At 51.0% G+C, this 24,263-nt stretch carries 22 protein-coding genes; 8 read left to right on the top strand and 14 right to left on the bottom strand.

The features are described 5' to 3' along the window. Both ACYU8Y_RS19390 and ACYU8Y_RS19395 read left to right on the top strand, forming a co-directional pair. The coding region (locus ACYU8Y_RS19390) for a TonB-dependent receptor domain-containing protein (RefSeq protein WP_460939721.1) at window positions 1–772 on the top strand (772 nt) is incomplete at its 5' end. Between the two features lie 14 nt (window positions 773–786). Next, window positions 787–1,296 carry a hypothetical protein gene (locus ACYU8Y_RS19395; RefSeq protein ID WP_460939722.1) on the top strand — a complete coding sequence of 170 codons (510 nt, stop codon included), beginning with the start codon at window positions 787–789 and terminating at the stop codon, window positions 1,294–1,296. Window positions 1,297–1,416: 120 nt separating this feature from the next. Here ACYU8Y_RS19395 and ribD read toward each other — a convergent pair whose 3' ends face one another. After that, window positions 1,417–2,526, bottom strand: coding sequence for a bifunctional diaminohydroxyphosphoribosylaminopyrimidine deaminase/5-amino-6-(5-phosphoribosylamino)uracil reductase RibD (gene ribD, locus ACYU8Y_RS19400; RefSeq protein ID WP_460939723.1), 1,110 nt, complete (start codon window positions 2,524–2,526; stop codon window positions 1,417–1,419). A gap of 172 nt (window positions 2,527–2,698) precedes the next feature. Here ribD and prmC point away from each other — a divergent pair, with 172 nt between their 5' ends. The 3 genes from prmC to msrB all read left to right on the top strand — a co-directional run bounded on the left by prmC (window position 2,699) and on the right by msrB (window position 5,189). After that, window positions 2,699–3,547, top strand: a complete 849-nt coding sequence (gene prmC / locus ACYU8Y_RS19405) for a peptide chain release factor N(5)-glutamine methyltransferase (protein ID WP_460940325.1) — start codon at window positions 2,699–2,701, stop codon at window positions 3,545–3,547. Window positions 3,548–3,645: 98 nt separating this feature from the next. After that, the gene (locus tag ACYU8Y_RS19410) at window positions 3,646–4,623 is read left to right on the top strand and encodes an AAA family ATPase (protein WP_460939724.1); all 978 of its coding nucleotides are present in this window, start codon (window positions 3,646–3,648) and stop codon (window positions 4,621–4,623) included. Between the two features lie 62 nt (window positions 4,624–4,685). Next, window positions 4,686–5,189, top strand: a complete 504-nt coding sequence (gene msrB, locus ACYU8Y_RS19415; RefSeq protein ID WP_460939725.1) for a peptide-methionine (R)-S-oxide reductase MsrB — start codon at window positions 4,686–4,688, stop codon at window positions 5,187–5,189. A 141-nt stretch (window positions 5,190–5,330) separates the two neighbouring features. Here msrB and ACYU8Y_RS19420 read toward each other — a convergent pair whose 3' ends face one another. The 11 genes from ACYU8Y_RS19420 to ACYU8Y_RS19470 form a co-directional block, all read right to left on the bottom strand. Next, on the bottom strand, window positions 5,331–6,968 hold the full coding sequence (locus tag ACYU8Y_RS19420; protein WP_460939726.1) for a hypothetical protein: 1,638 nt from the start codon (window positions 6,966–6,968) through the stop codon (window positions 5,331–5,333). Window positions 6,969–6,985: 17 nt separating this feature from the next. Then, window positions 6,986–7,699 carry a hypothetical protein gene (locus tag ACYU8Y_RS19425; RefSeq protein WP_460939727.1) on the bottom strand — a complete coding sequence of 238 codons (714 nt, stop codon included), beginning with the start codon at window positions 7,697–7,699 and terminating at the stop codon, window positions 6,986–6,988. Between the two features lie 471 nt (window positions 7,700–8,170). Continuing rightward, window positions 8,171–9,718, bottom strand: coding sequence for an MBOAT family O-acyltransferase (locus tag ACYU8Y_RS19430; protein WP_460939728.1), 1,548 nt, complete (start codon window positions 9,716–9,718; stop codon window positions 8,171–8,173). A gap of 62 nt (window positions 9,719–9,780) precedes the next feature. After that, a complete protein-coding gene (locus tag ACYU8Y_RS19435) occupies window positions 9,781–10,755 on the bottom strand; it encodes a glycosyltransferase (protein ID WP_460939729.1) in 975 nt (324 codons plus the stop codon). Between the two features lie 35 nt (window positions 10,756–10,790). Beyond that, a complete protein-coding gene (locus ACYU8Y_RS19440) occupies window positions 10,791–11,777 on the bottom strand; it encodes a glycosyltransferase family 2 protein (RefSeq protein ID WP_460939730.1) in 987 nt (328 codons plus the stop codon). Between the two features lie 78 nt (window positions 11,778–11,855). After that, entirely contained in the window at window positions 11,856–13,583 is a 1,728-nt protein-coding gene (locus ACYU8Y_RS19445; RefSeq protein ID WP_460939731.1) for a hypothetical protein, read from the bottom strand. Between the two features lie 75 nt (window positions 13,584–13,658). Next, on the bottom strand, window positions 13,659–14,396 hold the full coding sequence (locus ACYU8Y_RS19450) for a glycosyltransferase (RefSeq protein WP_460939733.1): 738 nt from the start codon (window positions 14,394–14,396) through the stop codon (window positions 13,659–13,661). Next, window positions 14,397–15,833, bottom strand: coding sequence for a DUF6056 family protein (locus tag ACYU8Y_RS19455; RefSeq protein ID WP_460939734.1), 1,437 nt, complete (start codon window positions 15,831–15,833; stop codon window positions 14,397–14,399). 54 nt (window positions 15,834–15,887) lie between these two features. Beyond that, on the bottom strand, window positions 15,888–16,835 hold the full coding sequence (locus tag ACYU8Y_RS19460) for a DMT family transporter (protein WP_460939735.1): 948 nt from the start codon (window positions 16,833–16,835) through the stop codon (window positions 15,888–15,890). 58 nt (window positions 16,836–16,893) lie between these two features. Next, window positions 16,894–17,970, bottom strand: coding sequence for an LptF/LptG family permease (locus tag ACYU8Y_RS19465; RefSeq protein WP_460939736.1), 1,077 nt, complete (start codon window positions 17,968–17,970; stop codon window positions 16,894–16,896). Window positions 17,971–17,972: 2 nt separating this feature from the next. Then, window positions 17,973–18,626 carry a metal-dependent transcriptional regulator gene (locus ACYU8Y_RS19470; RefSeq protein WP_460939737.1) on the bottom strand — a complete coding sequence of 218 codons (654 nt, stop codon included), beginning with the start codon at window positions 18,624–18,626 and terminating at the stop codon, window positions 17,973–17,975. Between the two features lie 167 nt (window positions 18,627–18,793). On the opposite strand from ACYU8Y_RS19470, the gene ACYU8Y_RS19475 reads away from it, so the two are divergent. Next, window positions 18,794–20,134 carry an Nramp family divalent metal transporter gene (locus tag ACYU8Y_RS19475; RefSeq protein WP_460939738.1) on the top strand — a complete coding sequence of 447 codons (1,341 nt, stop codon included), beginning with the start codon at window positions 18,794–18,796 and terminating at the stop codon, window positions 20,132–20,134. Here ACYU8Y_RS19475 and ACYU8Y_RS19480 read toward each other — a convergent pair. After that, the gene (locus ACYU8Y_RS19480) at window positions 20,085–21,431 is read right to left on the bottom strand and encodes a WD40/YVTN/BNR-like repeat-containing protein (RefSeq protein WP_460939739.1); all 1,347 of its coding nucleotides are present in this window, start codon (window positions 21,429–21,431) and stop codon (window positions 20,085–20,087) included. The genes ACYU8Y_RS19475 and ACYU8Y_RS19480 overlap by 50 nt on opposite strands. 203 nt (window positions 21,432–21,634) lie before the next feature. Continuing rightward, on the bottom strand, window positions 21,635–22,468 hold the full coding sequence (locus tag ACYU8Y_RS19485; RefSeq protein WP_460939740.1) for a class I SAM-dependent methyltransferase: 834 nt from the start codon (window positions 22,466–22,468) through the stop codon (window positions 21,635–21,637). A gap of 418 nt (window positions 22,469–22,886) precedes the next feature. Here ACYU8Y_RS19485 and ACYU8Y_RS19490 point away from each other — a divergent pair, with 418 nt between their 5' ends. Continuing rightward, the gene (locus ACYU8Y_RS19490; RefSeq protein ID WP_460939741.1) at window positions 22,887–23,474 is read left to right on the top strand and encodes an RNA polymerase sigma factor; all 588 of its coding nucleotides are present in this window, start codon (window positions 22,887–22,889) and stop codon (window positions 23,472–23,474) included. Next, on the top strand, window positions 23,471–24,262 hold the full coding sequence (locus tag ACYU8Y_RS19495) for a hypothetical protein (RefSeq protein WP_460939742.1): 792 nt from the start codon (window positions 23,471–23,473) through the stop codon (window positions 24,260–24,262). The genes ACYU8Y_RS19490 and ACYU8Y_RS19495 overlap by 4 nt, the downstream gene beginning before the upstream one ends. Window position 24,263: the final 1 nt, after the last annotated feature.

Genomic DNA, 24,263 nt, shown 5'->3' on the forward strand with positions numbered 1-24,263 from the left:
CCGGGTGTTAGGCATAAAAGGATTAAAGCAGGAGCAGTCTCGCACGTATGGATTCGGTCTGACGTATCAGCCAGCGCCAGGCTTTGAAGTAACCCTGGACGCTTACCAAATTGACGTTGACAACCGGATTTTCAGAACCAGTTATTTCAACGCATCAGAAGTTGGCAACAATTACCAGGAAGTCATTGGCGACGGGGAGGCCCAGTTCTTCGTCAACGGAGCGGATGTTCGCTCGAAAGGGCTCGAAGCCGTTGGTAATTACACGCTGAATCTGCAAAAAGGCAGTAGCATCACGTTCAGCCTGGCTGCCATTTTCAGCAAGAATACGGTGCTAAACCGGAAAGTGCTCGACCTGAACGTGGCCAATCTTACCGAAGATCAAATTGTCGGAAAATACCTCAGTCGCGACGTCATTGGCCAGTTTGAGACGGGTACTCCCCGCACCAAACTGATCGGTTCGGTCAGCTACCGGGTAAACAAATTTAACACCATGCTGAGAGGTACATACTACGGAACGGTCACGGAGCGCTCTGTCTCCTCGGATAACGATGGTAATTTCTATGACCAGACTTTTTCGGGTCAGGCAATTTTCGATCTAAGCGTCGGGTACGACCTGAATCGGAACGTGAAACTGTCCATTGGCGGCAGCAACATCTTCGATAAATACCCGCAGATACTCCGCCCCGAAAATCAGGGATTCTATCTATACTCCAACAATCAGCAAGGGTCCAACGGTGCCTACTATTATGGCCGTTTGATGTTCAACTTTTAACTGTAATTCCAGCGATGAACCGATTTTTCAATTTACGAAACACGATCGCCGTACTGGGCATCTTTATCTCACTCGTTGCTTTGCTCAGTTCCTGTGAACAGGAAAAGTTTGAACCCAACACGAGTGTTGCGCCGGGCGGTGGTACCATAACGACCTTCAAGTCGTATACCATTACGCCCGCTGCGGGAACGACCGTCTATGGCCGGGTAGTATTTTATAAGTACAGTTCGACGGTTACTCTCGTCGAGATGGGCCTCTACAACACGACAACGGGAGCGTCTTATGCCGCATCTATTTACGAAGGAAAAGCGGCCGACAGTGCTGGCAAAGCGCTCAAGTCGCTCGATACCATTACGGGTGCTACCGGCGAATTTTCCACAAACAAGTACTACACGATCAGCGAAGCGGGCTTCTATGATAAGCTGAATGCCTACAATGCCAACGTCAAAATTATGGCGGGTACAAGTCTGGTAGCCATGGGCAATATTGGCAGCAATGCGGCCCCCGTTGCCCAATCGCAATAAATCAAATTCGACCTTCTATCCATCACCACCACAACGTTCCTCTTTTTCAACGTGTAAACGCTCCGGTTTGTAGCCGGAGCGTTTTATTATTTCCACTAAAATCTGGCAGATCAGGAGTCATTACTCATTTACATAGATGGTCAGCTCATCTTTACCTACTATTTCCCGGCTACTTACCTGACCCCGCACCCGAGGAGCGGCTATTCCCGCACCCAGCATGGTCCGGCTCCGGAAAACCCGCATTTCGTCCCAGAGATCAGCTTCCATGAACGATGTCAGCAAGCGGGTTCCGCCTTCTACCAGTACCGACTGGATCTTTTGCTGGTAGAGATCGTCCAGTATATACGCGACTGTCGACGGGGTATCTTCGGGTACGAACGCGTACGTAACATTGGCAAGACCGGACTCGGCCTTACCCTCGACCCGATGATACACCCGAGTGGGTTGGGAACCATCGAACAGGTGCAGTGAGTGATCCAGCGAAAGCTGGCGATCAATCACAAGGCGTACCGGATTTTGGTTAACCTGGCCGGGCCTCTCCTGGCCGGGCCTCTCCTGGCCGGGCCTCTCCTGGCCGGGCCAAAGTCGGACATTCAGGCGCGGGTTATCCAGGCGGGCGGTAGTGGTACCCACCAGAATAGCGGGTTCTTCGCTGCGCCAGCGATGCACCCGCCGATGCGCCAGCTCACCGCTTATTTTAACCTGCCGCCCCTGTTCACCCGCAATAAAGCCATCGGACGTCTCGGCCCATTTCAACACAACATACGGACGCTTACGCTCAAAAAAAGTAAAGAATCGCGCGTTCAGCTGGCGGCCCTGTTCGGCAAGAAGTCCCGTTTCTACGGCAATACCAGCCGCCCGAAGTTTGGCAAATCCCTGTCCCGACACGAGTGGATTCGGGTCGTCGTTACAGCAGATGACCCGTTTCACCCGGCTTTCAATGAGTAAGTCAGCGCAGGGGGGCGTTTTGCCCCAGTGCGAACAGGGCTCCAGCGTCACATAAACGGTCGCTTCGGGTAGCAGATGCCTGTCTTCGGGCCTCACCGAGCGAACGGCATTCACTTCCGCATGCCAGTCGCCATAACGCTGATGCCAGCCCTCCCCAATGATACGCGGCTCCGTCGAACCTGACGCATGCGTGATGACACAGCCAACCATCGGATTCGGGCTAACGTGCCCCCGGCCAAGGCTAGCCAGTTCGAGCGCCCGAAGCATAAACCGTTCATTCATCCCAGTCAACATACATCAAATGCGGTTTAATTTAGAAGACGGAGCCGCCTGTTCATCACAAATTGGGCTATTTACCCAAGAATGGGGCACCCTAACGATCAGATGCCGCAAATCCCGGTACGGAACCGCCTAATCTTTCCTATTTTTGACAAAATTACTCGTCACGAATCAAATGGCTACTGCCAAACCCTTATACGAACGCCTGAGCAAGAACATTACGGCTTACGCTCCCGAAGAAGCTCGGGAAATGGCCTTCATGCTACTGGATCATTATTTCGGTTTACGAAAAACCGATGTACTTACCGATAAACCGCTTCCACCGAACCGTACGGAGCCCGACTGGTTCAAGATTCTGGAACGCCTGAACAGACAGGAGCCTATTCAACATGTTATTGGTACGACAATTTTTTGTGGTTTAGAGTTTGACGTATCGCCTGATGTGCTGATTCCCCGTCCCGAAACCGAGGACTTGGTCCGGCTCATCATGCACGATTTTGCCGACCGCGTCGATGATGTTCCCATTCTGGACATTGGTACCGGCAGTGGCTGCATTGCTATTACCCTGGCCAGATTTCTGCCTCAGTCGGTCGTAACGGGCTGGGATGTATCGACGAAGGCCCTGGCGCTGGCTCAGCAAAATGCCGAAAATCTCCACGCCGATGTCGAGTTTGCGATTCAGGACATCCTAAACATACCGGCTGAATTCAGCCGCCGGTTTGATTGCGTGGTTAGCAATCCACCTTATGTAACGCGCTCGGAAGCCGCCGACATGGACCGCAACGTTCTGGATTACGAGCCTGATCTGGCCCTTTTCGTCGACGACAACGATCCATTGGTTTTTTACAAAGCCGTAGCCGATTTCTGCGTTCGGCATTTGACAAAAGACGGGGCCTGTTACGTTGAGATCAACGAACGCTTCGGCGAAGCGACCCGGCAGGTTTTTGCGGATCGGGGGTTCACTAAAATTCACGTTTACAAAGACATTCACGGTAAAGACCGTAGTATTCGAATAACGTTCTAAGGTATTTGGTTTACGGTTTATCGGTTGCAGTTTATGGTTTGCGGTCACCGTGAATCATAACCCGTAAACCGTAAACCATAAACCGTAAACGGATTACTATGCAATCAACGACCTCTTTCACCTACCATACTAAAATCCGCGAGGTATTCAATGAGATGAGCCAGGTTGTGGTCGGGCAGGATCGATTGCTCAACCGGTTGCTCATTGGCCTGTTTACGGGCGGCCACATTTTGCTCGAAGGCGTACCGGGCCTGGCTAAAACGCTGACGATCAACACCCTTGCCAAGGTTCTGGAACTGGACTTCCAGCGCATTCAGTTCACGCCCGATCTGCTACCTGCCGACCTGATCGGCACCATGATCTTTAACCAGAAAACGGCCGAATTCGAAGTAAAGCAGGGGCCTATTTTTGCCAACCTGATTCTGGCCGATGAGGTCAATCGCTCACCCGCCAAAGTACAGGCGGCCCTGCTGGAAGCCATGCAGGAAAAGCAGGTCACGATTGGTGAGGAAACCTTCGTCCTCGACCGCCCTTTTCTGGTGCTGGCTACGCAAAACCCCGTAGAACAGGAAGGCACGTACCCGCTCCCCGAAGCACAGGTAGACCGCTTCATGATGAAAGTCTTCGTGGATTACCTCAATAAAGAAGACGAACTGGCCGTAATGCGCCGGATGTCGAACATGAACTTCGATTATGAAGTGCAGCCGGTCTTGGGCAAGGAGGAACTGTCCGCGATTCGCGATGAAATCAATGGCATCACCATTTCAGATACCCTTGAGCGATACATTATCGAGCTGGTTTTCGCAACGCGTCGGCCTATGGAGTATAACCTCCGCGACGAAGCTCGGTACATTCAGTTTGGGGTATCGCCACGGGCCAGCATTAACCTGAACGTGGCCGCCAAAGCCCTTGCCTACTTCGACCGCCGGGATTACGTTTTGCCGGAAGACATCAAAGAAGTAGCCCCGGATGTGTTCAATCACCGCATCATGCTCAATTACGAAGCCGAAGCCGACGGAGTGACTACCCTACAGGTAATTGATTCCATATTGCGAAAAGTAGCCATTGGCCGATAAGCCCTGGTGAACGGTAGATGGTCTGTTTTGTGTTTTAGACGAAAGCCTTCGGGTCGTCATTTATGCCACAGAACAGACTTTTTATTCTCATTGCCGTACTGCTAATAGTTGGTTTATGGGTTTACGGCACTTTCATGGCCACGCCCAGGCCACCACACCAACGCCCCGCAGGCACCACATCGCCCGGTAATCGGCGGGTTGAAAAATCAGATGCTGACTGGAAAACGCAGTTGACCCGCGCCCAGTACAACGTTGCCCGCGACCGGGGTACCGAGTGGCCCAACAGCAGTGAACTGACCCAAGAGCATCGGCAAGGCGTGTACTCCTGCGTCTGCTGTCATAATCCGCTATTTACGTCGGCCACCAAGTTCGACTCCCACACGGGCTGGCCCAGTTTTTACGCGCCCATCGTCGCCAATGCGGTTTACAATGAACCCGATGGAGGCCGCACGGAAGTCCGCTGCTCCGTGTGCGACGCTCACCTCGGGCACGTTTTTAATGACGGCCCGGCCCCAACTGGCCTGCGCTATTGCATGAATGGCGTGGCGATGGTGTTCATTCAATAGCCTGTGAGTTAACAGGCGCAGGCCTCCTTTTTGACTTCACCACGTTGAGCTAAAGTCATAAAGAAGGCCTGCGCCTGTCAAAGTGTAATTTATTGGCGGTTCGGACTTATTAGGGCCAAATGCATTGTCCAGCGGTTCAGCTTATAAATTACTGCACGTCGGGGTATTTGATTTGAGTACGTAATCCAGCGTGCGCTCAGTGCTTGCTTCTGTCATTGTAAACTCCACGCAATACTCCCCTTCGTAATGAATACAAGCCTGGTATTTTGTATTCGGTTTTAAACCTTTCAGCACGCCTTTTCCGTTCACGAATGAAGCCGATCCTCCTGAGTAGGTTTTACCAACTTCGCCATAAAATATAGTTACGGTTGGGTACACTTCGATATTATTGCCATTTTCGCATTTAGCCCGAACCGTAAAGCTGGCGTCTACCCGTACTGGGGGAGTAATATTCAGGGAAATAGCTCCGCACGGGTTCGTTGTTTTTGTGCTACCCATCACATCATTGTTCGACACGGGGTCAAGTATAGAAAACTCGTAATTTCCCGCAGGCACATCAAACTCAAAGACACGATCAGCCGTATTTTCCGAGCTATTTCCAGAACTTACAACCACGCTGGCCCCACTTAGTCCCTGATCAAATTTCCGAAGCGTGTAGTTGACAGAATACCCTTCTGGAAGTCCACGAACGGTATAAGCAACCCGGCAGGTCGTAGACGTACGGGGAATGGTCAGCGCGTAATACGATAAGTGGTTAATGGGCACATTGGCCATCAGATCGTTTCCTTTGCGCTCGGCCAAAACCTCTCGTTCGTAGGTCCAGACACCCGTCGTTTCGTTATAGCTATACACCTCCAGCCTATCGCCTTCCTTTACCGGCTGCCCCGTCGAGCTATTAAATCGATTGGCCGGAATACTCATTTGTAGGGCAACTGGTCTACTAAATGTTGAAACCGCTTGATTCGCTGAATTTTTCATGTCGATGGCCACGAATCCAATCGGATCGAAAATACCCTTTGTGTCGGTTTTGCCCTGAGCATCCTTCGCTACGGGCGCATTCAACCCACCCGGAAAAGATTGCAAAGCCTCCTGACTCTGGCCTGAATAAGCCACAAGCGAGACGGGTATCTTGCCCGTTACAGGTTGCCCTTTATTGTCCTTAACGACTATACCGGCAGAAAAAAAGACGGACATCGTCATCGAAGCAACCGAAGCACTGGCCGGCGTCGTTACCTGAATTTCTTTATCGCCCATTAAGGCACCGCTAGTCGAAGCAGTTACCTCATCAACTTTAGCCGCCACCCCCGCAGGTGTTGCCATGACCTTTACCAAACGAATGATAAATGCGTCGTTTATGGCTCGCTTTAAGGTCAGATTGACCCCGGACGCAACATACCCCTGGGCATTGACCACGACTTTCAGTTCGGCGGGCGCTGTGGCGGTAGGCACCTCCCCTTTCAAGCCAATAAATAAATCACCTTTCGGAGCCGTATAGGTTGTGAGTGCTTTACCGTCAAACGTTACTGTGCGACCGGCATCTTTCCCCTGGATAGTTACCTGAATCGGAATGTCCAGAGGTATACCTGTTTTGGCATCAACCACCAGCCCTTGAACCTGCGATTTAGCTGGTTGATAATTCAGCTTGAAAACGACTCCCTTTAACGGATCGATGTTCTTGATATCTGTTATTTCCTGGCAGCCAACGGCTAACCCGAGTGTAGTCAGGATAAATAGCGCCTTCAGGAAAGAGCGTGAGGATGCTGACAAAAAATGATTCATAACGTTAGATGGTATAGTTACAGCTTATAGGAAAGACCGAAGTTGACAATTGGGTAAAATTTTAGCGGCTTCAGGTTATCCTGAATGATGGGCCCCTGATCGGAGGAGGGTTCCAGAAGCCCAGTCGTTTTAAATGTAATTTGAGGAGACTGCTGGTAGAAGAAACCCAGATCGAACATGAACTTCAGTCGACGACGGGTGTAGGGGTTTCCAAAGCCTAGCCCTATGTAGGGCGCCACTCTAGTAAATGTAGCTTGCCCACTTAGTGTACCCACTTCGTCAATGGTGAATGTTACGTCGTTTAGTTTAACATCTTTCGTGGGTTTGCCGAAAAAATCAATCTGGTTCAGATTGTAAAAAGCGCCACCCGTGAGCCGAACGCCCGTTTGATCAAATGGGTAATAATCGATTAATGCGTTAACTGTCTGTAACTTAATTTTATAGTCAAACCCGATTTGAAGTTCATCGGAATCCTCACCACTGGTCAGTGTACCCGAATAACGGAACGCATTCGCACCCAGCCGGGCGGCAAACCGTCGGTTGATGGAGTAGCCTACGGCCACCCCTCCACCAGCTGATCCTGCAGACGCCATAATGGCAAAGCCTGGTCGATAGGTGGGCAGATCGCGCGACGAAAAAGACGTGCTTTCTGATGCTTTTCTGGACAGGTTAGCCTGGGCGTAAAGTGTAAACGGAAAACACAACGCTAAGGCGAAGAGAATTTGTTTCATAACAAATCGGTTGAGTTTGCGCATATACTTATGTTTAAAATATTGATATTTCACTAACAACAAATAGATAAAATTGTCTTTTAATAAATTTAAGATATATATTAAACGGTTATACAGTCCTTGCCCCGTCGTATTTAATCCGCTGTTGGCAGCAGAATGAACAGGCTTAGTAATCAGATGGAAAACGTATGTTGTTGATCGAAATGGCCGGTCTCTCATAAGCCTAGTCCTACTATGTGGCCATAACAGATCCGGCGAGCCTGCCGATTACTTCACAACGCAGGTTGATGATGAAGCCAATCCGACAGGCATCGACCTCGTCTATATGGCAACAGCTTGGCTGCATTAAGAGCGAGTACGTCGTTAGCGAACCAATTTTAGAGAAGCTGGAAGAAAACTACAGATCATGCCCCTGTCACTTCGGTTGAAGTCTCAGTATCGGCTATGAAGGCCTAGCTTCTGACTAAAAAATCAGAACTGAAAATAAATAAACTGATTCGAGGAGAACACGCCGAACAGGTACGTAACGAAGGTGACCAGCACGAATAAAGCCGCAAAACGGACGGTGTTTCGGGTGGGAATAGTAAGATAAAACTGCTCTTTCAGGAGAAGAAATACGATCAGGAAAACGCTGAACCATAGTTCGGTTGTATTCATCGGACTATCGAGCTGATCGCTAAACGACAGCGTTGGAATCCGTTTCAGAATCAGGAAGGCATCGCTCAGGCTACGAGCCCGGAAAAACACCCAGGTCAGCATGATGAGCACAAATGTGATCAGGGTATTTACAACCACACGAATGGGTGATTTATGCGCGTGCTTCTCGTGAACGGGCGACGTTATTTGACTCGGCGGTGTGTTCGAAAAACCCATTCGGGCTAACCCAAACCGGGCCAGTAATTTATCGCGTAGCACAGCCAGAATCTGGTAAAGGCCGTTCAAGCCCCCCCAGATCACGTAGGTCCAGTTTTGACCGTGCCAAAGACCACTGGCCAGAAAAACGATCAGAATATTGATATACTGCCGCAACTCGCCTTTTCGGTTACCACCGAGCGGAATATACAGATAATCGCGAAACCAGGTCGAGAGCGAAATGTGCCAGCGTCGCCAGAATTCCGAAATGGACTGGGAGATATAAGGCGTCCGGAAGTTTTCCATGAGTGTAAAGCCCATGACCCGAGCGGCTCCAATGGCAACATCGGAATAACCCGAAAAATCGCAGTAGATCTGGAAAGTGTAGAAAAACGTAGCCACCAGCAGCGTCAGGCCATTTTGCTGAGCCGGGTCGGCATAGGCATGATCGACGAGCATAGCCAGCCGGTCGGCAATGACGAGTTTCTTGAATAGGCCGAATGCCATCTGCATCAGACCCGCTTTGACGTTCTCTTTGTCGTATTTAAAATAGTCGTGAAACTGCCAGAGTACATTTTGTGGCCGCTCAATTGGGCCGGCTACTAACTGCGGATAGAACATGACGTAAAGCGCGTAGATGCCGAAATGCCGCTCCGCTTTCTGGTTGCCCCGATACACTTCAATCGTATAACTCATGGCCTGAAACGTGTGAAACGACAGACCAATGGGCAGAATACTCATATTGTCTTTGTAGGACGTAATACCGCTTTGCCCAAACACGTGCAGCACCTTGATAAACACCCGGTTTACCTGTTCCGTGACGGTTTCGGCTACCCCCGGCATACTCAGTTTTTCAAACAGGAACGACAGGTTTTCGGCAAAGAAGCCGAGGTATTTAAAAAAGGCCAGAATACCCAGGTTCGAAATAAGCGACAGAATGAGCAACCATCGCCTGTAGTTGCCGCTCGTTTTTTCGATCCAGATCCCGGCGATGTAATCAATGACAATGGTCAGAAGCAGGATAAGGATGTACGCGGGCTGGAAAACCATGTAGAAATAGCAGCTGGCTATTAACAACAGTATCCATCGCCCCTGCCATTTCAAGCTGAAATAGCTAAGCGTAACGACAATAAAGAAAAGTAAAAATTGCAGTGAATTGAATAACATCGTTCAATAGTTCACCAGCTGTGGTTGCCACAGAATACCCACAACCATACGCCGTAAACCCGTTAGTATATCGTCTCGACCTTTTCAACAAAATCCCCAAATTGCCGTGCCGGAATAAACTGGGGCTGCGTTCGATACGACAGCACAATGAATACGAGCAGCAGCGAAATCAGAAAAGCCTGCAGAATAACGATCAGGAATGAAAAAACCAGATAAGTAGCCCACCCTGGCACAGTGGCATCGGTAAACAGCCGCAGAAAGACGACCACACCAATGCCAAATACCGATGCAACCACCATCATAACGCAAAACAAGGCTAACCGCACGGCCGTAGTGTCCATCAGCACCGATACCGCACTCAGACCGTGCATCACCAGCGAGACAAAGTTCATCTTGGACTCGCCTGCCAGCCGATGACCACGTTCCAGCGGCACAGCCGTATAGGGCAAACGGGAGCGAATTACGCCACCCGGATAGTTATTCCAGATCTCCGACACATACGACAGTTTCCGTAATTGCCGGGCGGGCACAAGGCTAAAATTCCCGAACGTGATTACTTTACCCGTCAACAGGCGAAAGACACTTTTATACACCTCGTAGAACGTGCGAAAGACAAGACTCTCATGCCGTTTGGCACGATGAGCAAACACAATGCTGCCCGGATTGGCAGCGCCGGTTTCTAACAGTTCAGGAATATCTTCGGGCCTGTCCTCGCCGTCGGAATCCATAACAATAGTCGGATACTGATCGGGCAATGAGCCCAGATACGACAACCCAAGGGCTATGGCCTTCTGATGGCCAACGTTCCGAAAAAGGCGCAGCACCGATAACGACTGCCCGATGCCAGTGGGCAGGGTGTCGAAGTTCGTTGATGAGCAGTCATCGACGATTAAAAAAGCCAGTCTTCTCGTTAAGGCCGGCTCATTCACGTCCCGGATGCGTTCCATCAATAACCCCAGCGCCTGCCAGTCATTGAATAAGGGAATGACAATATTGATCCGGTCAGGATAGGCGTTTAAGGTATTATCTAAAGCCATGGGGTTTTTTAAAGGTTGTTGAGCTTGTGGGCTGCCTAGGCAACCGTTGTTGAATCTGCGTTCCGTAGGGTTGGCAAGGGCTGACGCTGCTGGTGTCGGATAATCTCCCGAACAACGTAAAGCGGTCGACCTTTAGCCTGAAAAAATATGCGTAATACATATTCGCCAATCAAACCCAGGGCGATTAGCTGCACACCGCTGAAAAGAACAATAACGAACAACAGGGCCGTAAAACCCTGGGGCACATCGTGGTAAATAAACCGCTTTATCAGTGTCTGGATCAGGTAGATCACCGCCACGCCAATCGTGAACATACCCATTCGGGTAATCAGCTTGACGGGGTATTCACTGAAGTTGAATATGCCATTGTAGGCCAGGCGTTGCAGCATACTGAATGAGTATTTCGACTCGCCCTCCAGCCGGGCATCACGCTCGTACTCGACGCCAATCTGGCGAAACCCAATCCAGCTCCGCATCCCCCGGATAAACCGGCTCTCTTCGGGCATTTGCTTTAATACGTCGGCCACCCGGCGGCTGATGAGTGAGAAATCACCGCTGTCCAGGGGCAAATCGACGTACGAAATCGACCGCATCAGGCGATAGAATAGCGAATAGGCCGTTCGTTTAAACCAGTTTTCCTTTCGCTTCTTCCGAACAGCGTACACCACATCGTAGCCTTCCTGGTATTTCTGGTAAAATTCCGTCAGTAATTCGGGCGGGTCCTGCAAGTCGCCGTCAATGATAAACAACGCTTCCGTACCGGTAGCCGAGGCTATTCCCGCCGTGAGCGCAATCTGATGCCCGTAGTTGCGCGACAGGAATACGCACTGATACCGGCTGTCGGTAAGGGCCAGTTGCTGCATGAGCACGGCCGTCGTATCGCGGCTTCCATCATCGACCAACACGACTTCAATACGCAGGGGCGATGCATCCATGACGGCGTTCAGCCGGGCAACCAGACGCGGTAACGATTCCGTTTCGTTATAGAGTGGAGCGACAATAGAAATCTGTGGATTCGGCAAAACAGTGAATATTGAGTCAGTACAGACTTGACAAAAGTAACCCTTTTGGCGGTGCAGACCGTGAATTCCCGTTTTTTCTTAAGGAATGGTCACCGTCTGACAGCTAAACTGAACCGGACGATTCGGTTCTGAAGGCGTTAGTACCCCCACTTTGTAACGACCCGGCTCCAGCATGATATTGATGATTTCGGCCTTCACCGACGTCACGGGCCGATTTAACCAGAAACTTCGAAAGGTGAAAGGAGCTTCCGATGTATACAGGAGCGTGCGTTTGTCCGATTGAACGAAAACAGCCGCCTGTCCCAGGTCATGCTGGAAAGCCGTGGGTTCCGTTTGAGCCACGTAATTGTACCCGCCCCCTTCTACCTGCATGGTCAGGCAGGAATCGCTGGTCACTCGCCCGGTTGCGGATGTCAGAAATGACTCGACTGGCGTAACGTAGCTGGTTGGGTAATGGTAGATGCCCCGCTTGGCTGATTCGCGCATGACCGAGCGGGCCATATTGGCAAATGGCGTTCCCCAGGTTGCACCGAGCCCAATATCATTGTGCTTTTGATTCATGGCGCTGGTCAGCAGCATCTGTTTCCGGTAAGCTGCCCGGGGCCAATAGACGCCATAAGCGAATACCCAGATCAGGACACTCACCAGTAAACCCACCTTCAGGCACCGTTGCAGCGCCCGTCCGTTCGGGGATTCGCTCAGCACGTTGAGGTAGATCAGGGTAGCCATCACCGCCGGATAGATCATGTAATTGCTGACAACCATGACCTCATAACCGTAGCGAAGGCGCAACAGGGCAATAATGGCGACATTGCCGAACAGGAAGACATACCCACCGATAAAGAACAGCCGCCGTTTTTGTTGCCCTTCATCATGTTTCTCATGGCCAGCTGACCAAAAGCTAAGGCCCATTCGATACACCAGGGTCAATACTAATGCAGCCAGCACGGCACCCGCCAGTGTCGGTGCGGCATAGCGCCAACTGCCCTGAATGGTGGGTGTCAGGTCAAACATGGCTCCCGTAAACGTAAAAAAGGCACCAAAGGCCTGCACCGGGTGGGCCAGGCTGTAGGCTAAACTATCACTGGTCCGCCCGGCACTCTGAAAATTGTAGAAATAGAGCCAAATGGCGATTACACTACCAACGACCCAACCGCCCAACCGATACCAGTTCCGGCTTAGCGCCAAAATAATACCCCCGGCAATCAAGCCCATCAGGCCATTACTCATGGAGAGCGCAGCCAGTATCTGCAACGTAATCGCGAGTGCAAAGTTGCTGCGTCCCGGCTGGGTAAGCATGTAGAGCGAGGAAAGCGTCAGGCAAATGACAACGGAATGCTGCAAACCGGGTATGGTCCACAGGCTCGTCAGGTAATATTCAGGTTGAAGCAGCAGGAAAGGAACCGGCACAAAAGCCAGCCACGGCAACTGCATGGATCGGAATACGCGGGAAAGCAAGACGAGCGTGCCGAGGATGAACAATAAGGCAATCAGGACGAGCCACCGAAAATTGACCTCGCCCGTCAGGTAATACATGGCCAGCGTAATCAATTTGGCAATCACGATCCGGTGCTCGTTGTTGGGCACCAGTACGTTATAGACCTTCTCGGAGAGCGTCGTGGCATCCGTATACGCCAGCGTAAACCCCAGAAACGCATCGATGTCGTCGAACCAGGGCACATTGACCGCATAGGTGAATACGAACAGAATAAAGCAACCAACTGGCAACGCTATCAACACAGGGGCAACGCTTTGTAGCCGGGAAACAAGACGGCTTTGAGCAGGTGCGGTACTAACTGTAGACATAATGCAGAACTTAATTTTCAGATTCACTCTCGTAAGCACCACGGTTGGTGCCAACAGAAGTCGATTAGTTGCCGATCATACATTCCGGTATTTTCGCTGAATCCGGTACAACTCATACCACATTCGAAAAACATACCCGGAGCTGATGCGCGAATCACTTTGCTCGATCCACTGCCGCAAAGGCTGCTCGGCCAGGTGACTCAGTACGCCCGGCCGACCGTAGTGCTGCGTGAGCCGGGCCAGTAGTTCGACGTCGAATAGCCACGGACTAATGAACGGCTCCTGAAATAACCTTCCGACAATGCCCGACCGGAATACTTTAGCCCCGCATTGCGAATCGTAAACGGGTAATTTCAGGATCGTGCTGATGACAGTGGCGATGATCCGGCCAACGTAATGCCGAAACGCATCCCGCCGAATATCGACGCCCAGAAACTTAATGCGCGACCCCAGCACCAGATCCAGCGCCGGGTTAGCATCCAGCACCGCCGTCAGATCGGCAATGGCCGTGAGCGGGGTGGCGAGGTCGGCATCCAGATAACCCAGGTAATCGAATGATTTAGCGGCACAATGCAGCACACCCGCCCGCACGGCACCCGCCTTCCCCTGATTCTGGGGTAAGAGTAAGGCATTGATGCGATCGGGGTATCGGGTTTGCATCGCTTCCAGCACCGCTTTGGTCCCATCGGTGCTACCGTCGTCTACAAAGCAAAAATTCACGGTTGTACCCTGTTGCATATACGCCAGAAAAACCTCGGACCGAAGGCGGGTTGCTTCGTTGTAACAGGGAATAATGATGCAGACAGACGACATTTATGGCTTGGCGGTGGCGGTGAGTGTGGAATCGAGAACAATTACTTTGTGCCCGTAATAGCCTGATTGGCAGCGGTTCCACCAATGCGACCGATCCGGCTTAATATCTTCGACAAAAATACTGGGCGGGTATACACTGATCGGCCGTAAATGAACCGTATCGGCGGCCAGCATCAACTGCTGGTGCCGCTCGGTCATCTCACGATCATAGGTGGCGGCATTGCCACTGACCAGGTCACTACCCATCTGCTTAACCGACTTGCTGACGCCAATACTACCCATCACCCAGATGCTGGCAAGTATCCACACGGGAGCAGGCCACTTCTGAACGAGCGTCAGGCTGCGCCCGCGCCGTTCCAGCCAACCGACCCAAACCGTCAGGACATAAAACCAGCCCAGGGCAAAGAAAACGAACAGGACGTTCATCGTTCTGGCGAAAGGCGGAATTCCTAACCCGTAATAGGACGGAAAAATGGTGGCGGCCAGCAAACCAAGGTAGACTACAGCGACCAGACCGGCCGGTAGTAAAAACAACTCACGCACCGGACTTCCATGCCGAACCAGCCGACGGGCAATTGGAATAAACAGCAGCGAGAACGGTATGATGGGTGTTTTGAGTAACCACAATCCCAGCGACCGGGCCAGCCAGCCAAATGAGAGCACTATCGATTTGACCAGTTCGCCAGCCTTCGCCTGATTGCTTCCCATTCGGATTGCGTTGCCGGGTGCCCGAAACAACAACCAGGCCGACACGCAGGCCACCAGCACCAGCCAGATCAGCATGGGATCGAATCGACGAAGAAACACCAGCCGATAGCCCACAATGGCCAGCAACAATAAAATTAACAGAACGAGGTTCGTTTCGCCGGAGCCGATGCTGGCAAATACCAGAAACCCTGCCCACACGGCGGTCAGCCACTTGAGGAGTCCATCCGGTAGGCGATACCACCGCATAATGACGGCCATCAGATAAATGGTAAGTATGGTCGGTACGGTATAGGTTGCCATAGCGGCTGTCCAGAAAAACGCTTCGACGGTACTTTGCAGGGCCAGCACGATCATAAAAAACAGCAATCCGGTTACCTGAAGGCGATTTTTCAGCGACTCGCCCCGTAATAACTCACTAGCCAGGGCATAAATGGCGCCAACCAGTGCAGTCGCCAGCAGCGCCGGTATAAACCGGTATCCATCATACCAGCCCCAAACCAATGGGCTGCCGTGCACCAGCATATTGGAGAAATAGCGTCCTGTCCATCCGTCATAATAATATTTCTGTCCCTGCCAGAACCCGTACCGCATGGCTGTATCGGCAAAACAGTAATCGTCAGCAGCCGATGGATGGTTGTGAAACGAGAGCAGTACTAAGGGCAGGTAAGCCAGTAAAAACAGAAGAATAACGGTTACGGTCGCTAACCGATCAATAAGCGGATGTTTCATGTAAAAATTCGTACAGACGTAAATCAGGGCACAAGCGAGGGCCCTCTCTTCGCTTTATGGTTGAATATCTATTTCCAAATCACCCCCGGTAGGCGTGGTATTCGTCGGTTTCTGGCCACCCAGAAACGGATAAGCCAATACGGCGATCAGGATAACGAGCGTACCCATGTAGAAGCCCGACGTCATGTGTTCGGTATCGCCAAAAATCAGCAGGGCCAGTAGAATACCATAGACTGGCTCCAAATTTACGGTTAATATAGCCAGATACGCCGAAAACTTTCGCAACAGACTAACCCCGACGGTATAGGCATACACGGTACAAACCATCGACAGGAGTAACAGCCAAAGCCATTGAAGGGCCGTTTGGGGTACGTATTGAACAACACCGGCATCCTGCCCATTGAGTTGTTGTACCAGCAGCCATAGAACAATAGCGCCGATCAGGGCACCGGCCATTTCATAAAACGAAATCACCAGCGCATCATAGCGATGGGTAAATCGGCTGTTGATAATGGTAAACAGCGACGATAACATGGCTGATCCGACGGCAACGGCCAGCCCCACGACCTTATCGAACTCGAAGCGAAAGATCAGGTAAAGACCCGCCATAACCGCGGCCCCAAGCCCCACCTCAACGGGACGCACCCGCCGACGCAGCAGCAACGGCTCCAGCACGCTGGCCCAAAGCGAACTGGTTGCCATACCGGCCAGACACACCGAAACATTGGACAGCCGGGCAGCCAGAAAAAACAGGACCCAGTGCAACCCGATAAGCCCACCCGTTCCCAGCAGTCCCCAGGCGTCAGCGGTCGATACGCGCAGGTTTTGCCGACGAATGGTCAACACGAGGCCAATCCCGAAAACTGCCAGCAGGGTCCGAAACAAAACGACCGCCGACGGGTCGAGCGGTTGCAGTAATTTACCCAGAATAGCGGTAAAGCCCCAGATCAGAACGATGAAATGAAGTTGAAAATAGTCCGTGAGTGAAGCTTTTTTTTGCATAATGGTAAATGATGAATTAAGACTGCCCGGGCAGTCTCAATTCATCATTCGTTACACCTTACCTTGGAATGGTGTTGTACAAAAGTACACCGATGGCTGCAAAAATAGCGTTTGGCAACCAGACTGCCACTATGGGGTTGAGGTTACCCGACTCGGCAATGCCTTTGGCCAGCATGAAGAACAGCAGATACGTGAAGGCCAGAATAAACCCTAAGGCAACCTGCCAGCCCACGCCCCGGCGGCTTTTCCGGGCCGACATAATGACGCCGATCACCGTCAGAATAATAATGGCAAACGGACGTGTATCGCGGCTGTATTTTTCGAGCAGGTAGGTTTCGACGCCATCGGCACCGCGGCTTTGCAGCAGTGCAATGTGGCGATTTAGCTCTGGCCGCGTGAGGGTTTCATAAAGGTTAAAATCCGAACTGAAATCATCCGGTTTCAGATTCAGCGTGGTGTCGATGCGGGGGCCAGGCGTGAGGGTTTCCTGCAATCCGTTGATCGTCCGGATTTTGTAGTCGTACACAGTCCATTTTTTCTTCTTGGCATCCCACTCGATGTGGTCGGCAGAAAGTTTCTGTTTGAGCTGGTTTCCCTCTACCCGCTCCATCGTGAACTTATACCCGGTGTTACTCTGGTTGTTGTAGCTTTCCAGATAAGCGTAGGTGTTAGGAGCGATTTTCAGGTGCACATTCCGGCCCGAGTAATTATAAGCGTCGTTGATGTATTTTATTTCGAACGCGATCCGGGTTTTGTTCGCACTGGGAATCACGTAATTGACCATAAAATACGTGGCAACGGCCAGCACCGATGCGCCCAGCACGTACGGAAAAAGCAACCGAACGAAACTGACACCACTGCTTAGAATGGCAATAATTTCCGTGCGGGCCGCTAACCGTGACGTCAGAAATACGGTAGCAATGAAAACCATCAACGGGCTGATGTAATTGGCCCAGTAAGGAATAAAATTAAGGTAGTAACTGAACAGGATTTCATTGCCGGGCGCATGCGTTTTATGAAAGTTATCCACCTTTTCGGTGTAATCGATCATAACCACCACTAGCACAATCACCAGCACCACGAAGATGTAGGTTTGCAGAAAGCGCTTTAATATATAGGCGTCTAAGAGTTTCATTATTAGCTTACTAACAAATTTTTGGCGACTTCGTACGTAACAAATACCGTACGACCGGCTTCAATCTGCACCAATACAGACTTATCGAAGGCATTGATTTCGTGGACCGTAACCGTGCTGCCAAGGGTAAGGTGCGAATGATCGAGGTGCTTCAGGAACTCGGTCGAGTGTTCCAGTACGGCCATCAGGCAAACGTCCTCGCCCGTTGCCACCTCCGACAGCTTTCGATAACCCATCTCAGGCATCTGACCGGCGTGGGTGGGAATCGGGTCGCCATGCGGGTCAAACTGCGGGCAACCCAGGTAGGTATCCAAACGCGCCACCAATTCTTCCGACCGAATATGTTCCAGCTCTTCAGCAATCTCATGTACTTCGTCCCAGCCAAAGCCGAGTTTCTGAACCAGAAAAACCTCCCAGAGCCGGTGCCGCCGAATAACCTGAAGGGCAAGCCGTTCTCCTTCCTCGGTTAGCCGGACGCCCTGGTATTTTTTGTAGTGAATGAGCTGTTTTTCAGCCAGTTTACGCAACATATCCGTTACCGATGCCGCTTTCGTAGCCGTCATTTCTGCGAGGGCATTTGTACTCACTTCACCCTGCCGACGATTGGCGAGGTAATAGATGGTCTTCAGATAGTTCTCTTCAGTAAATGAATGCATGGAATGGACGACTGCTTATTCATAACGGCTGAACAAACGGAAACTGTTTGCCGGCAAAGGTAGTTTTTATGTTAAACTTTCTAAAAATTTAGATAAGTCTAAATTTTTATTTCAACAATCCTTACCTTTCGATCGTTACAGGAGGAGGTAACAGTCAATTGTACTACATGGAAGCAACGAATACGTCGATGAAAGGCTGGCGGCAGGCGAATGATACCAACTCACTGGCCGATGTACACAGCTCCGTTAACGTACCCGTGGGCGGTGGTTTTTTCAAAACCTTACGGGCCTACGCGGGTCCGGGATTAATGGTTGCGGTGGGGTATATGGATCCGGGCAACTGGGCCACGGATATTGCGGGCGGGGCGCGTTACGGGTATCGGTTGTTGTCGGTCGTGCTGATCTCCAATCTGTTTGCCATTCTACTGCAGCATTTAGCCCTCAAGTTGGGCATCGCTACCGGCCGCGATCTAGCGCAGGCCTGCCGTGACCATTATAGTAAACCCGTCTCGATCGGCTTGTGGGTACTGGCCGAAATCGCCATTGCGGCTACTGATCTGGCGGAAGTGATCGGCTCAGCCATAGCGCTTAATTTGCTGTTTGGCCTGCCCCTCACGGTCGGCATTCTGATTACGGCGCTGGACGTTTTACTGCTGCTGTTCTTACAAAACAAAGGCTTTCAACTGATTGAACGAATTGTGGCCAGCCTGATTTTCCTGATCGTGGGCTGTTTTGGTTACGAACTGCTGGTGTCGAAACCCGACATGGCGGGTGTCGTTTCCGGGTTAATTCCCCGGGCCGAAATAATAAGCAATCCCGGTATGCTCTACATCGCCATCGGTATATTAGGCGCTACGGTCATGCCCCACAACTTGTACCTGCATTCCAGCATTGTGCAAACCCGGAATTTCGAACGGAATGAGGAAGGTCGTAAGTCCGCTATCAAGTTCGCCACCATCGACTCGACCGTTTCCTTATTTCTGGCTTTTTTCATCAATGCCGCTATTCTCATTTTAGCGGGGGCAGCGTTCCACTTTTCGGGCAACCAGCAGGTCGCCGATATTACGGATGCGCACCGCCTGCTCGACCCCGTACTTGGCGTCAAAATGGCGGGTATTTTGTTTGCGGTGGCCTTGCTGGCTTCCGGTCAAAACTCGACCCTCACCGGTACACTGGCTGGCCAGATTGTGATGGAAGGATTTATCAACATACGCGTTAAACCCTGGATACGTCGGCTCATAACCCGGCTGGTCGCCATTGTCCCGGCACTGATTGTTGCCATTTTATACGGGGAACGAGGCACCAGCGAATTGCTTGTGCTTAGTCAGGTTGTGCTCTCTCTTCAACTTAGTTTTGCCGTCGTGCCGCTGGTTCTGTTTACGAACAGCAAAGCTAAAATGGGGCGTTTTGTCAATCCGCTCTGGATAAAGGCGTTGTCGTGGGCTGTAGCAGTGCTCATCATTGGCCTGAACGGCTATCTGTTGTGGGATACGGTTTCGAGTTTGTGAGTTTGTACACGCGATGTTGATGCCGATCTCCCTGAAGATCAAAGTTTGTTATAGAGATATAGAGCGTGCCGGATGCCTTCTGTGTGGTGCTGGCCAAACGAACCTCGTGTTTGGCCCCATCGAATTCAATGACCCGGACCCACGATTTTCCTGAATCGTTTGTACACATGAGTAAACTCTTTGCCTCCCCAGACAGGCAACTATAGGACGTAGCCCAGATTTCATTACCGGCCTTCGCTTTCCGGGTGATCATATTCATAATGGGGCTGCGCCGGTACGGATCGGGCAACACGAGTTTATCAAAACGCTTACCGTCAAGGGTTTTCACAATGAAATTTGTGCCCCCCAGATAATCGCTGCCAAAGAGAACGGCCTCATCCGTTTCGGCCATCGACAGGTAACCACCGGTCTGATGATGGTGTTTGTTGATCAACTGCCACCCCGCCTTTTGCTTAGTTGCTTCGCAGTTGAAGTGAGACAAGGTCGTATTCTGCCATACCTGCTTTTTGTTATCTCCGTCGGTCAACACAATCGATTGCAGGTGTGCAGAGTATTTAACGACGTGAACGTGTTTATTAACCCCCTGACGAATCAGAAAATCTGAGGTATGCCACGTCTCTCCCCCGTCTGATGAGTGATAGAGGAACGCCAGGTTCTGCCAGCTTTTGCCATGCCAGAGCGAGCCATACTCGCCGATGATCAACGTCTGGTCGGGCAATTCAGTCATGCCATTGTTGAACAGGAAATAACTGATTGGCGTCGACAGCTGTAAGGCCCGCGCAAAGGACTTGCCGTTGTTGGTGCTTTTGTAAACGACACCGTTCGAGCAAACGAACAGGCCATTGTACTCACTAAGGAAAATCGACGTGATCGGATTCTCAAACGTGTAGACACAAACAGCCGATTTACTTTGGTCGTCGCTCCGGTACAGCTTTGTCAAGTTTTCGTAGCAGCACCCCCACAGCAGGCCGTCGGCCCGTTCGACGCAGTATTTCCAATCAACGGCTACCAGTTGAAAATTCAAACCCTGAGCCGCTAAAAATGAGTTGGTTACCGCTTCTTCGGCTAACCAGGCTCCTGCATTCGAGATGCGCAGGCAGGCATCGTTCGTAAACTGGACGTATTTATTACCGGCCTGGTAAAAACAAAGCTTATGCGTTAGTTCCCATAATAGAAACGAAATGAGTTCTCTTACTTTTCCAACCCGTTTGATATCCAGCAAAAACGCCCATAAAAATTTGATTCGGTAAGGGTTACGTTGACTGAACTGCGTAAAATATTTTGACGAAACGTCCATGACCGTTGTAGTTTGGGGGATAGAATTCAATGCATTAATTCCCAAGCCGATTAGCCTTCAGAGACCATCAGCCCTTAAAAATTCATTAATAGATTTGGGGAAATCTGGACAATAAGTTACCTATCCGCAAGCCTGTCGGGCTTGCGGAACGTTAGCGGTAAACAGGGCGATCGTTGATGAAAATGCCAAATACGCAAGTCAGCCTACTTCATTTCCACCGTCCGCCTGGCGACGATGGTGTACATGAGCTGCGTCTTGTTATGCTGGGCGAAGAATTGCTTGTGGTATTTGATCTGGATATTCCCAAAGCCTAATACCCCTAAAGCCTGTTCCAGAAATTCGGGCGTAAAGTGCCACCAGGTTTCTTCGGGGTGCCCAACGGCAGCATTTGGGCGGAAGACCAGGGATGGACCCAGTAGTTTCTTCCGGATTTTCCTCACCGCCGATTCCCCCATCCACCCAAATAGCTGGTTGATTACTTTTTGTCGGCCGGTGTCTAAAATCTCCGTAACGATGATGGTTTCCCGCGTAATCTTCGCAACCTGTTCCAGCGCCAGGAAAGGGTCGCGCACATGGAGTAAAATGCTGCCAAACGTACTGACATCCACCAGGCCAACAGTTTCAGGAATCGAGTAAACGGTACCATGCACGAGTTGCGCCTTAGAATTAAACAGCGAATGGCTCAGGCGATAGGCGTTGTTGAGCTTTAGAATGTGGTTCTTGCGTTTGGGAGCCCAGGCCGCCCCGTCTTTGTGGGCAAATGGAACCATATCCCAATCCTGCTCGGGCGACAGGTCGTAACTCACCACAGAGGCCCCTTTCTTTTCCATGTAAAAGGTCAGGAACCCGTTGGCCGCTCCCATTTCGAGTACCCGCTTGTTGGTTAGGTCAACATGGCCCAGATAATTGTCAGCAAACGCGCGCAAGTCCCATTCGCCTTTCATTTCGCCCAGACCGGGCAAATCGATTGTGTGGTAGAAGTAATGATCGTCGGCATTAACGGTTGGTGAATCGCCGGAGGGTTTAGATGTATTCATGCGCTTGTGTGGTTGTGGATTTTGTAAAAAGAAACGTTAATCATGGATTGGTTTTGTGGATGTGATAGGAAGCGGAAAGCGAAATCAACTGGTTCTCGACTGTGTATAGCCGGAGCGGGAAAAAGGTGAGTGGCCGAAATGAGAAATCTTTAAAATTTATTTTTCACTTACCTTTCCGAGGGTTCTCCTATTCATCAATGAAGCTTATCAGATTGGGTGAGCGTATTTTTTGTCATTCCGAGGAACGAGGAATCTTCGGGCACTATGAAAGTTTCCTTACCCGAAGATTCCTCCTTCGTCGGAATGACAAAGTGGTTCGATTGGGGTGGCCCGTAAGACCGTTTAAACCGATTCGATTCATAGCGCAACGATACGATTACAGGCCATTGGGGGTTATATTCGCCCATTCTACAGCCTTATGTCAACCCGACCGCTTCCTGTTTACGCAACGGAACCCGAATTTTATACGGCCTTAACCCGTCGTGATGAGCGGGCCTATCAGTTTTTATACGCTGATGTGTTTCCTTCTTTCCGCTATTGGGTGCTGTCCAACAGTGGCTCCGAGATGGACGCCGAAGATTCGTTTCAGAAGGGCTTACTTAATTTCCTGCTCAATGTGGAGACGGGGAAATATCAGCTTCAGGCAGAAGCCCGCATTACGACGGTCGTTTTTGAGTACTGTAAACGCGTGTGGCAGACCGAACTCAAGTCAGCCCGGTTCCGAACAAAAGCGGCTTTGGCCGACGACATCGACGTGACCGACACGGCTGATGTATCAAAGGATCTGGAACGAATGGACATTGTCGACGCCGTTCGTAAATCGCTTGATCAGCTTAAGGGTGAATGCCGGAAGTTAATCGAGTGGTTTTACGTGGACGAACTGTCACTGCGGGATATTGCCGAACGACTTGGTATGAAGGAATCATCGGTTAAATCGAAGCGCTATGATTGCGCGGAAAAGCTGAAAACGTTTTACCTGAAAACCGCGACTCAGCGAGGGCTATGAATTTATCAGAAGAGCAGTACGAACTTATCGAGGCTTATTTAACCAACGAGCTGTCGGCCGTTGATCAGCTCGCTTTTGAAAACGACTTGAAAGCCGACGCTGAACTTCGGGCCGAAGTTGACCGGCAGCGCGACATCCGGCTGGGCCTGCGGGCGCTGGGCATCGAACGCGCCCTCGAACAGGCCAAAGCGCAGTACAAAGCCACCTTCGCACCAGCCGAAATCCCACTGGTTAGCCAGCCGGTGGTTCGGCCGCTGGTTTCCTGGCGGTATTGGGCTGCGGCTGCTTCGGTCGTTGGGATGTTGGGCGTAGGGTATTTTGCCTATCAGCAAACAACAAGCCGACAGGCGGATATTGCTTATGCCGAAACGTTCTCGTCGGACCCGACCGCTGACCTGATGAAAGACTTCCCTTCCGGTCAGGTATTGCCCTCCGTCCGTAACCAGTTCATGGACGCGATGGCAACCTACAAATCAGGAAAGTACGACGAGGTGATCGACCAGTTAAAGACCCTGCCTGCCGACAAACAGACGCTTCCGTACCGAAATTACTTTCTGGGGCTGAGCTATCTGGCCAATAAACAACCCATTGAGGCTATTCCGTTGTTAATCAAAGCGCAAGCGGCATCGTCAGGTAAACTTCAACAGAAAGCGGAATGGTTTCTGGCTCTGGCCTACGTCAAGAATAGCCAAAAAGAAAAGGCCCTGCCTATCCTGAAACGAATCAGTACAGACAAGGCCCATCCTTTTCAATCACTGGCGAAGCGGGTGCTTGAAAAGGTCGAGTAAG

The sequence above is a fragment of the Spirosoma humi genome (assembly GCF_054776575.1).

Excerpts from the sequence above, each read along its gene's own strand:
- ACYU8Y_RS19470 (WP_460939737.1), bottom strand. The coding sequence starts at position 18,626 with ATGCATTCATTTACTGAAGAGAACTATCTGAAGACCATCTATTACCTC.
- ACYU8Y_RS19435 (WP_460939729.1), bottom strand. The coding sequence starts at position 10,755 with ATGGCTTTAGATAATACCTTAAACGCCTATCCTGACCGGATCAATATT.
- ACYU8Y_RS19410 (WP_460939724.1), top strand. The coding sequence starts at position 3,646 with ATGCAATCAACGACCTCTTTCACCTACCATACTAAAATCCGCGAGGTA.
- ACYU8Y_RS19475 (WP_460939738.1), top strand. The coding sequence starts at position 18,794 with ATGGAAGCAACGAATACGTCGATGAAAGGCTGGCGGCAGGCGAATGAT.
- ACYU8Y_RS19490 (WP_460939741.1), top strand. The coding sequence starts at position 22,887 with ATGTCAACCCGACCGCTTCCTGTTTACGCAACGGAACCCGAATTTTAT.
- prmC (WP_460940325.1), top strand. The coding sequence starts at position 2,699 with ATGGCTACTGCCAAACCCTTATACGAACGCCTGAGCAAGAACATTACG.
- ACYU8Y_RS19455 (WP_460939734.1), bottom strand. The coding sequence starts at position 15,833 with ATGAAACATCCGCTTATTGATCGGTTAGCGACCGTAACCGTTATTCTT.
- ACYU8Y_RS19480 (WP_460939739.1), bottom strand. The coding sequence starts at position 21,431 with ATGGACGTTTCGTCAAAATATTTTACGCAGTTCAGTCAACGTAACCCT.
- ACYU8Y_RS19460 (WP_460939735.1), bottom strand. The coding sequence starts at position 16,835 with ATGCAAAAAAAAGCTTCACTCACGGACTATTTTCAACTTCATTTCATC.
- ACYU8Y_RS19425 (WP_460939727.1), bottom strand. The coding sequence starts at position 7,699 with ATGAAACAAATTCTCTTCGCCTTAGCGTTGTGTTTTCCGTTTACACTT.
- msrB (WP_460939725.1), top strand. The coding sequence starts at position 4,686 with ATGCCACAGAACAGACTTTTTATTCTCATTGCCGTACTGCTAATAGTT.
- ACYU8Y_RS19430 (WP_460939728.1), bottom strand. The coding sequence starts at position 9,718 with ATGTTATTCAATTCACTGCAATTTTTACTTTTCTTTATTGTCGTTACG.
- ribD (WP_460939723.1), bottom strand. The coding sequence starts at position 2,526 with ATGAATGAACGGTTTATGCTTCGGGCGCTCGAACTGGCTAGCCTTGGC.
- ACYU8Y_RS19450 (WP_460939733.1), bottom strand. The coding sequence starts at position 14,396 with ATGTCGTCTGTCTGCATCATTATTCCCTGTTACAACGAAGCAACCCGC.
- ACYU8Y_RS19495 (WP_460939742.1), top strand. The coding sequence starts at position 23,471 with ATGAATTTATCAGAAGAGCAGTACGAACTTATCGAGGCTTATTTAACC.
- ACYU8Y_RS19465 (WP_460939736.1), bottom strand. The coding sequence starts at position 17,970 with ATGAAACTCTTAGACGCCTATATATTAAAGCGCTTTCTGCAAACCTAC.
- ACYU8Y_RS19420 (WP_460939726.1), bottom strand. The coding sequence starts at position 6,968 with ATGAATCATTTTTTGTCAGCATCCTCACGCTCTTTCCTGAAGGCGCTA.
- ACYU8Y_RS19485 (WP_460939740.1), bottom strand. The coding sequence starts at position 22,468 with ATGAATACATCTAAACCCTCCGGCGATTCACCAACCGTTAATGCCGAC.
- ACYU8Y_RS19445 (WP_460939731.1), bottom strand. The coding sequence starts at position 13,583 with ATGTCTACAGTTAGTACCGCACCTGCTCAAAGCCGTCTTGTTTCCCGG.
- ACYU8Y_RS19395 (WP_460939722.1), top strand. The coding sequence starts at position 787 with ATGAACCGATTTTTCAATTTACGAAACACGATCGCCGTACTGGGCATC.